General features: G+C 41.7%; 8 protein-coding genes. 5 read left to right on the top strand and 3 right to left on the bottom strand.

Annotation, left to right across the window (positions count from 1 at the left end; genetic code table 11):
- The first annotated feature begins 260 nt into the window (after positions 1 to 260).
- The gene (locus tag LRA01S_RS09835) at positions 261 to 1,073 is read left to right on the top strand and encodes a helix-turn-helix domain-containing protein (protein WP_061775455.1); all 813 of its coding nucleotides are present in this window, start codon (positions 261 to 263) and stop codon (positions 1,071 to 1,073) included.
- A 193-nt stretch (positions 1,074 to 1,266) separates the two neighbouring features.
- Here the strand turns inward: LRA01S_RS09835 and LRA01S_RS09830 are convergent, their stop codons facing one another.
- Positions 1,267 to 2,100: an undecaprenyl-diphosphate phosphatase gene (locus LRA01S_RS09830; RefSeq protein WP_061775454.1), complete on the bottom strand. Its 834-nt coding sequence runs from the start codon at positions 2,098 to 2,100 to the stop codon at positions 1,267 to 1,269.
- A gap of 195 nt (positions 2,101 to 2,295) precedes the next feature.
- On the opposite strand from LRA01S_RS09830, the gene LRA01S_RS09825 reads away from it, so the two are divergent.
- Both LRA01S_RS09825 and LRA01S_RS09820 read left to right on the top strand, forming a co-directional pair.
- Positions 2,296 to 3,891 (top strand): ABC transporter permease subunit, encoded by a 1,596-nt coding sequence (locus LRA01S_RS09825; protein WP_061775453.1) that lies wholly within the window; start codon positions 2,296 to 2,298, stop codon positions 3,889 to 3,891.
- Positions 3,888 to 4,628 carry an amino acid ABC transporter ATP-binding protein gene (locus LRA01S_RS09820; RefSeq protein WP_061775452.1) on the top strand — a complete coding sequence of 247 codons (741 nt, stop codon included), beginning with the start codon at positions 3,888 to 3,890 and terminating at the stop codon, positions 4,626 to 4,628. Before LRA01S_RS09825 ends, LRA01S_RS09820 begins: the two co-directional genes overlap by 4 nt.
- Positions 4,629 to 4,684: 56 nt before the next feature.
- On the opposite strand, the gene dnaX is transcribed toward LRA01S_RS09820, so the two are convergent.
- Together dnaX and LRA01S_RS09810 are read right to left on the bottom strand one after the other, a co-directional pair.
- The gene (gene dnaX / locus LRA01S_RS09815; RefSeq protein WP_061775451.1) at positions 4,685 to 6,313 is read right to left on the bottom strand and encodes a DNA polymerase III subunit gamma/tau; all 1,629 of its coding nucleotides are present in this window, start codon (positions 6,311 to 6,313) and stop codon (positions 4,685 to 4,687) included.
- Complete coding sequence (locus LRA01S_RS09810) at positions 6,310 to 6,810, bottom strand: GAF domain-containing protein (protein ID WP_061775450.1); 501 nt, start codon at positions 6,808 to 6,810, stop codon at positions 6,310 to 6,312. Before LRA01S_RS09810 ends, dnaX begins: the two co-directional genes overlap by 4 nt.
- Positions 6,811 to 6,867: 57 nt before the next feature.
- Here LRA01S_RS09810 and LRA01S_RS09805 point away from each other — a divergent pair, with 57 nt between their 5' ends.
- Positions 6,868 to 7,137, top strand: a complete 270-nt coding sequence (locus LRA01S_RS09805) for a chorismate mutase (protein ID WP_061775449.1) — start codon at positions 6,868 to 6,870, stop codon at positions 7,135 to 7,137.
- Positions 7,134 to 8,351: a chloride channel protein gene (locus LRA01S_RS09800; RefSeq protein ID WP_061775448.1), complete on the top strand. Its 1,218-nt coding sequence runs from the start codon at positions 7,134 to 7,136 to the stop codon at positions 8,349 to 8,351. Before LRA01S_RS09805 ends, LRA01S_RS09800 begins: the two co-directional genes overlap by 4 nt.
- Positions 8,352 to 8,391: the final 40 nt, after the last annotated feature.

Genomic DNA, 8,391 nt, shown 5'->3' with positions numbered 1-8,391 from the left:
GTTTTAAATTTTATACAATGCTTCAACCGCTCTAGTTCCCACTATTTTTAATGTATTTTGGAATTTATCAGGCTTTGTTTTTTAGTAACATTATTGGTGTATTTTTTATTTTTTTCATTAAAACGCGAAACAACCATATACAGAATCAAGATATCTACCATCAGATCAAGTGTTTTACATCTTGAACATTTCTATGAATTTTGTTATAATTTCTACGTATTTTACATTTTAATTTTACTTTTCAAGGAGGTATTTTAATTATGATTTACAAAAAGTATGGCGAAACATTCCTAAAATTAAGAAAACAAAAAGGCTTTAATTTGATTTATTTCGAACAATTAGGTATCTCTAAGTCCTCATTGGGAAAGTTCGAACGAGGGGAATCCATGTTGGGGTTTGATAAACTCACAACGGCTTTACAAGTTTTATCAGTAACATTAGGTGAGTACGAGAATCTACTTAATGACTTTGAACTTGATATACACGAACTATTAATTCAAAAAATCATAACTACTCACGCCTTGAATCAACCTCAAAAAATGTCGGAATTATATCAAGAAGCATGTGAAATCGATGAAATATATCTCGCTTTAGCAATTAAGGGGGAGTATGATAGCTTAACATTTGACGAACTCGGAGCACTAATTGACTATTTTGAAAATATTAAAGTTTGGCGAGATATCGACCTTTCTACGTTGTACTTAAGTTTGAAACATTTAAATGCTAAAGAAATCTCTTATATCCTTGATCAATTTTTAATTGATGGACATGTTATTTTCAATTCCTTAAACCATAGAACACGTTTTTCACATGTCGCATACCACGCTGTTGCAATCTTGATTGCAAAAGGTTATAAAGAATTAGCACAGCATACTCTCGCACATGTTGATAGCCACCACTTAAAACAGACGATGTTCATTAACAATCTTCGAAAACTAGTAGAAGGTTACTGGATAGCAGTATTTGAAGATTCTGAACAGGGCAATCAACAAATGGACGAGGCCTTAAAACGTTTTGACGACCTAAGCGATTATAAGGTGTCACAATATTACAAACGTATCTATCATGCATAAAAGGTCATCATTAACATAAAAGCTCCATTAAAGGTCAGATGTTCCAAAATAAAAGCAAACTGAGTTAATCATGCTCTAGTTTGCTTTTCTATTGCTTTTAATAAACGAAATTTTTTATCCTTTAAAAAATGATACAAAAATAGGCGATGAACATCCCCAATCAATATTGGAAATTGTTCATCACCTATTTTTATCAGCCAAACATCGCTGAAATACCGGCGTAGACTAACAAAATTGCACCAAGTACGATACGATACTTCCCAAAGAAAGTAAAATCATGTTTTTTGATGTAGTCCATCAGGAATTTAATGACCACGATAGATACCAGAAAGGCTGTCACACTAGCGACCATTAAAATGGCAAACTGAGAAAAACTAAAGCCTACCCCGCTGAACATGAATTTGACGATCTTCAAGAGACTCGCCCCAAACATGACCGGAATCCCAAGGAAAAAGGTAAACTCCGTCGCCACAAACCGTGACGCGCCAAGAATAATCGCACCAAGAATGGTCACACCTGAACGAGACGTCCCTGGCATTAATGACAAGACCTGAATCAAGCCAATATAAAAGGCAAAGCGGTAAGACATCCGATCGAGATCAGTCAACGTATCTGGTCGTGTCTTCGCCCACTTCTCTACATAAATGAAAGCAAAACCATAAATGATTAGCATCAATGCGATAGGGACAAATTTATGAAAATTCGCATCCAACCAGTTATCCAAAGGCAGACCGATAATAACTGCTGGGATACAAGCAATAATCACTTTCAACCACAGTTGCCAAGTCAGCTGCGTCTCACGTGGTGTTTTGCTCGCGTCAAATGGGTTGAGCTTTTTAAAATAAATCACAACAACCGCTAAAATAGCACCAAGTTGAATCACAACATTAAACATATTCATGAATTCAGTGGATTGTTTGAGCTTGATAAATTCATCAGCCAATATTAAATGTCCGGTCGAGCTAATCGGTAGCCACTCCGTGATCCCTTCGATAATCCCTAAGATAATTGCTTTAATAAATTCCATTTTATCTACTTTCTTATTCTGAATTTTACAACTGTTTGATTTCATTATAACAAAACCAACTCGAATTTTGTGTATATTATCTGTTTTTTAACGATAATCCTATCAGCAAGCAAAATACTGACTGATTTATATTGAACATTCAGTCAATTTTTAGTAGAATTAAGAGATAACCTATAGAGATTAGAAAGAGACCTAATGAAAAAAATATTTTCACTTATCTTTGCGACACTTCTTGTCCTCAGTCTTGTACCCACGACATTTGTCAGTGCGGCCAGTGATGACAATGAATTCCGTGTCGGCATGGAAGCAGGCTACCCGCCTTTTAACTGGACCCAGAAAACACAAGCCAATGGTGCTGTCAAGATTGACGGTAGTAACCAATATGCTAACGGCTATGATGTTCAAATCGCTAAGAAGATTGCCGACAAACTAGACAAAAAATTGGTGATTGTCAAAACGAAATGGGACGGCCTCTTACCTGCCCTGACTTCTGGTAAAATCGATGCGATTATCGCTGGTATGAGCCCGACTGCTGAACGTAAAAAAGAGATTGATTTCTCCCAAAATTACTATACGAGTCAATTGGTTGTCATGGTCAGAAAAGACGGTAAATATGCCAAAGCGACGTCTATCGATGATTTCAAAGGCGCTAAAATCACTGGTCAACAAGGCGTTTTCCATTACGATCTAATTCCTCAAATGACTGGTGCCACACAAGAACCTGCTATGGGCGATTTTTCGGCCATGCGCGTTGCCCTTGAAGCTGGTACCATTGATGGTTATGTCGGTGAGCGTCCTGAAGGGATTACAGCTGAGTCAAAAAATGCAAAATTTAAAATGATCACGTTTGCTGAGGGCAAGGGGTTCAAAACCAGTCCTGAAGACACGCAGACAGCTGTCGGTCTACGCAAGGGTGATAAAAATCTTGATAAGATCAATGAAGTGCTTGCAGGCATGAGTCAAGCTGAGCAAACTAAGATCATGGATGACATGGTTGGCCTTCAAACACATACGGATAAAGAAACTGGTTTCTGGGCACAAGTCGGCTCAATTATCAAGGACAATGGTGGTGATTTCGTTCGTGCTGCTGGTATGACGCTATTCATCTCGATCATCGGGACTTTTATCGGAACCTTTATCGGTCTCTTGATTGGTGTTTTCCGTACTGCTAAAAAATCAGCCAACGGCGCGCTTGCTTTCTTGCAAACCCTTGTCGGCTGGCTCATCAACATTTACGTTGAAATTTTCCGTGGTACGCCTATGATCGTACAAGCCATGGTCATCTACTACGGTTCAGCTCAATTCCTTGGCATTTCTATGGATAAAACCTTAGCCGCTCTCCTCATCGTCTCAATCAACACTGGGGCATACATGAGTGAAATCGTGCGTGGTGGGATCTTCGCCGTTGATACAGGTCAATTTGAAGCCGCTAGTGCTTTGGGGATGAATCACGGTCAGACCATGCGCAAGATTGTCTTGCCACAGGTTATTCGTAACATTCTCCCTGCCACAGGTAATGAATTTGTCATCAACATCAAAGACACGTCTGTCTTGAACGTTATCTCAATTACCGAGCTTTTCTTCCAAGGGAATACGGTCGCGCAACAAAACTACCAATATTTCCAAACCTTTACTATCATTGCAGCTATTTACTTCGTCTTAACCTTTACCGTCACACGTATCTTAAGATTTGTTGAGAAGAAACTTGATTCTGAAACGTATACGACAGGCGCCAACCAAATGCAAGTAACACTAGAAGAAGCAACTGCTGAGTTAGGAGGCGAAAAATGAGTGATATCGTACTTGAAATTAAAAATCTCAAAAAATCATTCGGACAAAACGAAGTCCTCAAAGACATCCACATGACCGTCGCTTCTGGTGAAGTGATCTCGATTATCGGAAGCTCAGGTAGCGGTAAATCAACCTTGCTTCGCTCCATCAACTTGCTTGAGCAACCAACATCTGGTGAAATTCTCTACAAGGGTGAAAACGTCCTTCAAAAAGGTTATGATCTCAACAACTATCGTACCCATCTGGGCATGGTTTTCCAATCTTTCAACCTTTTCAATAACCTTGATGTCCTAGAAAATGTGATCGTGGCACAAACGACCGTACTGAAACGGCAGCGTGATGAGACGAAAAAAATTGCCATCGAAAACCTGACAGCTGTTGGTATGGCTAAATTTGTCAATGCCAAGCCAAGTCAACTCTCAGGTGGTCAAAAACAACGTGTGGCAATCGCCCGCGCCCTGTCAATGAATCCTGATGTTCTCTTGTTTGACGAACCAACTAGTGCACTAGATCCTGAAATGGTCGGTGAAGTTCTAAAAACGATGAAAGAGTTAGCTGAAAGCGGCTTGACCATGGTAATCGTAACGCACGAAATGGCCTTCGCCCGCGAAGTGTCTGACCGTGTCATCTTCATGGATAAAGGTGTCGTCGCTGAAAGTGGCACACCAGAAGAAATTTTTGTCAATCCAAAAGAAGACCGGACAAAAGAATTTTTAACACGTTTCTTGCAGGATTAAATTATTAAAAAAGACTATCTCTTATGAGATAGCTTTTTTATATCAATTTTAGATTATCAATCCTCAATTACTTCAACTACATCACCAAACAAGGCTTGGGCTTGATCGACAACACCATTTTCTTTTGGTGCTGTTTCAGCTTGCGGTGTCTCATCGCCTCCCACTGCTTGTTGCTTACGAAGTTGCGCATATTCTGTTCTGATTGATAACCAATCCGCATCAGTCAGGGCGATAATTTCCGGTGCAAAACCGACGATGTTAGACATGAAATTACCGAACTGGACTTGTAAATCTTGACTTTGTGTTGCTTTTTGAGCTGTAAATTCACTCTTGAAAGTCACGACAACAAATTGCTGAGAGGCTGCCACGGCTGAGGTATTTTGAAGCATAGACTTGCCAAAACCACTATCAAAAGAGTTAATGACTTCTTCCCAAGCGCCTTGAATCGCTTGACGTGCTTCATTTGTTGCCTCAGATAAAGCTTTGAAAACGAAGTCTTTACTGAAATAATTGCCACCTGCTTTTGGTGCGATTTTTTTCTCTGGCAATGTTTGCTGGGGAGCTTGCGTCGACTGAAACTGACCAGATTCGAGTTGACGTGTTAAGGCTGACACTTGGTGTTGCAAATCAGCAATCACTTGTGAGTAGTCAGCGGTTTTGAGGGCTTCTGACAACCGCATGGTCATCACATCTGCTGCAATTTTTTCCTGCGTCGTATTTTTCAGCGTTTGCAAAGTCTCCGTTGCAATATCAATCCAGGCAAAAACTTGAGCCTTACTCACATTCACCGTAGGTGTTTCAGCTAAGAGCATGTCACGAAAATGCGACATCAGATCTTCGGTGAAGCGGATCATGTTCTTGCCGTCTGCGAAGATGGTATCCAGCTGGGTGAGGGCGTTTTCCACCTGCTGGTCAGCGATTGCCGAAATATAAGCATCCAGGGCTTGCTTGGAAATGGCACCAGTCACTAAAAGTGCAACGTCCAGGGTCAAGCCATTTTCTGCGAAACTCAGGGCTTGGTCTAAGGTCGAGAGCGCATCACGCATGCCGCCATCGGCTGCATTGGCAATTAGGGCGACAGCAGCTTCGTCGAAAGTCACACCTTCTGCTGTCAGTACTTCTGATAAATGTTGGGTGATATCATGGCTAGTAATGGCGCGAAAGGCAAAACGCTGCACCCGAGATAAAATCGTTGCTGGGATTTTTTGAATCTCGGTCGTTGCCAGAACAAAGACAACATTTTCCGTCGGTTCTTCCAGCGTTTTCAAGAGAGCGTTAAAAGCCCCCGTCGTTAGCATGTGGACCTCATCAATGATGTAGACCTTGTACTTAGCACGAGACGGTGCGTAGGTTGACTTATCCCGAATGTCACGGATTTCATCGACGCCGTTATTCGACGCCGCGTCCATCTCAATGACATCTTCTAACGAGCCATTAGTTACAGCCTGACAGATTTCACAGGTATTACACGGCTCACCATCTGTTTGGTTTGGGCAGTTGATGGCCTTGGCGAAAATTTTCGCGGCAGATGTTTTCCCTGTCCCACGTGGACCAGAAAAGAGATAGGCATGGGAAATCTGATCCGTGATAATGGCGTTTTTTAAAGTTCTCGCCACCACTTCTTGGCCGACCATTTCGTCAAAGCGTTGACTGCGATATTTACGATATAGGGCTTGATAACTCATTTTATTGCCTCATTTTTTAAAGTGAACTGACTAAACTGCCAGTCTGTTTTCTCGATCAAAATCTCGGTAAATTGTTCTAAGAACGCTTGATCGATCTGATCATAGTCATCAACGACAGCTGAATCTAAATCTAACACACCGATGAGTTGTCCCTCTTTAAACATGGGGATGACAATCTCAGAACGTGCTGCTGAGTCACAGGCGATATAGTTTTGATGCTGCGTGACATCTGGCACAATCATCGTCTCCGCTTTTTCAGCAGCTTCACCACAAACGCCTTTACCTAGGGCAATGTTAACACAGGATACACCACCTTGAAAGGGACCTAAGACAAGTTTTTCACCGTCAAAAAGATAGAAGCCGACAAAGATAGAACGGGGTAAAACACCGCGCAATAAGGCACTGGCATTACTGAGATTAGATAAAGCATTGCCTGTTTCATCAAGCAGGGCATCAATTTGTCGGAGTGCTAAGTCGTACTTTTCCGTTTTCGTCATTTTTTTCACCTATTTTTTGCTATAATATAACTATTATAGCAAATTTTGGAGATAAACATGAACCTTGATGACATTCGCATAGATATCGATACCTTAGATGCCCAAATCGTTCAACTTTTAGAAGAGCGGATGACCTTAGTTTCACAGGTCGCGACTTTTAAAAAAATGACCGGTGGGCGAGTACTGGACAATTCACGTGAACTCGTGATTTTAGACCGCGTCGCAAGTCGAGTTGTCGATCCTGATTACACAGAGACAGTGGTCAATACCTTTAAAGATATCCTTAAAAATTCACGCGCTTATCAGGAGAAAGTGTTAAAAGATTGAAAAGTTATTACCGAAATATCCTAATTTGGTCTGGCTTGGCCGTTATTATCGGCTTAGTTGTTGGATCTCTTGATGCTCTTTTTGGTCGAGTACTGATAGGCGTGACAAACTTTCGACTCGAACACTTTAACTATCTGATTCCTTTTTTACCAGTGATTGGTGTATTGATCGTCTTTTTCTACGATCGATTTGGCAAGACAGCTAGTCGTGGCATGGGCTTAGTTTTTAGTGTGGGTCATCAGTCAGATGAGGTGATTCCCAAACGCCTCATCCCACTTGCTATGGTCGCAACCTGGCTGACGCATCTATTTGGTGGCTCTGCGGGTCGTGAAGGCGTTGCTGTTCAGATTGGTGCAACCTTCGCTAACTTTTTAGGAGATGTCTTCAAGGTTAAAAATCGTCATATTATCGTGATGATTGGGATGGCAGCTGGTTTCGGCGGTCTCTTCCAGACCCCTTTTGCGGCAACTTTGTTTGCACTTGAAGCCTTAGTCGCTGGTGCCATCTACTATCGGGCAATTGTCCCTGCTCTTATTGCGAGTACTGTTGCTGCTCAGACCTCGCATTTTCTGGGTCTCGAAAAATTTACATTTGCACTGACCAAGTTACCAGCCCTTGACGCTAGTTTAATTGCTAAATTATTACTTGTAGGTACGATTTTTGGGCTTACTGGCTTCGCATTCGCTTGGCTCTTAACACAGGTCAAATCACGCTTGACGACTTGGTTACCAAACCCTTACCTTAAAGTTGCCGCTTGCGGCGCTATTCTCTCCATCACCTTCACCATGTTAGAACATGGCCGTTATTCAGGACTTGGGACTAACTTGATTTCTGCAGCCTTTAGTGGCGGGCAAATATTGGCTTGGGATTTCGCCTTGAAGCTACTGTTGACTGTCCTAACGCTTGCAATCGGCTTTCAGGGCGGTGAAGTCACGCCCTTATTTGCCATTGGCGCAGCACTTGGTGCAACACTCGGATTGGCGTTAGGTCTTCCCGTCACCTTTGTCGCCGCACTCGGCTACGCTGCTGTCTTTGCCTCAGCTACCAACACTTTTTGGGCACCAATTCTGATTGGCTGCGAAGTCTTCGGCTATGCGCTCATGCCTTATCTCATCATAGTCGTCATCATAAGCTACATGCTCAACTTTAACAAATCCATCTACACCGCACAAAACATGCTTCAGAATATGTTTGAGGCGAAAAAGAAAGACTGAAAAATAAATAAAAGACTGTGAACAGATCCCCTGACTTATT

This window comes from Pseudolactococcus raffinolactis NBRC 100932, from assembly GCF_001591765.1.
Classification (GTDB): domain Bacteria; phylum Bacillota; class Bacilli; order Lactobacillales; family Streptococcaceae; genus Pseudolactococcus; species Pseudolactococcus raffinolactis.
The sequence above is the reverse complement of the archived record's forward strand: the minus strand, read 5'-3'. Positions and strand labels throughout refer to the sequence as shown.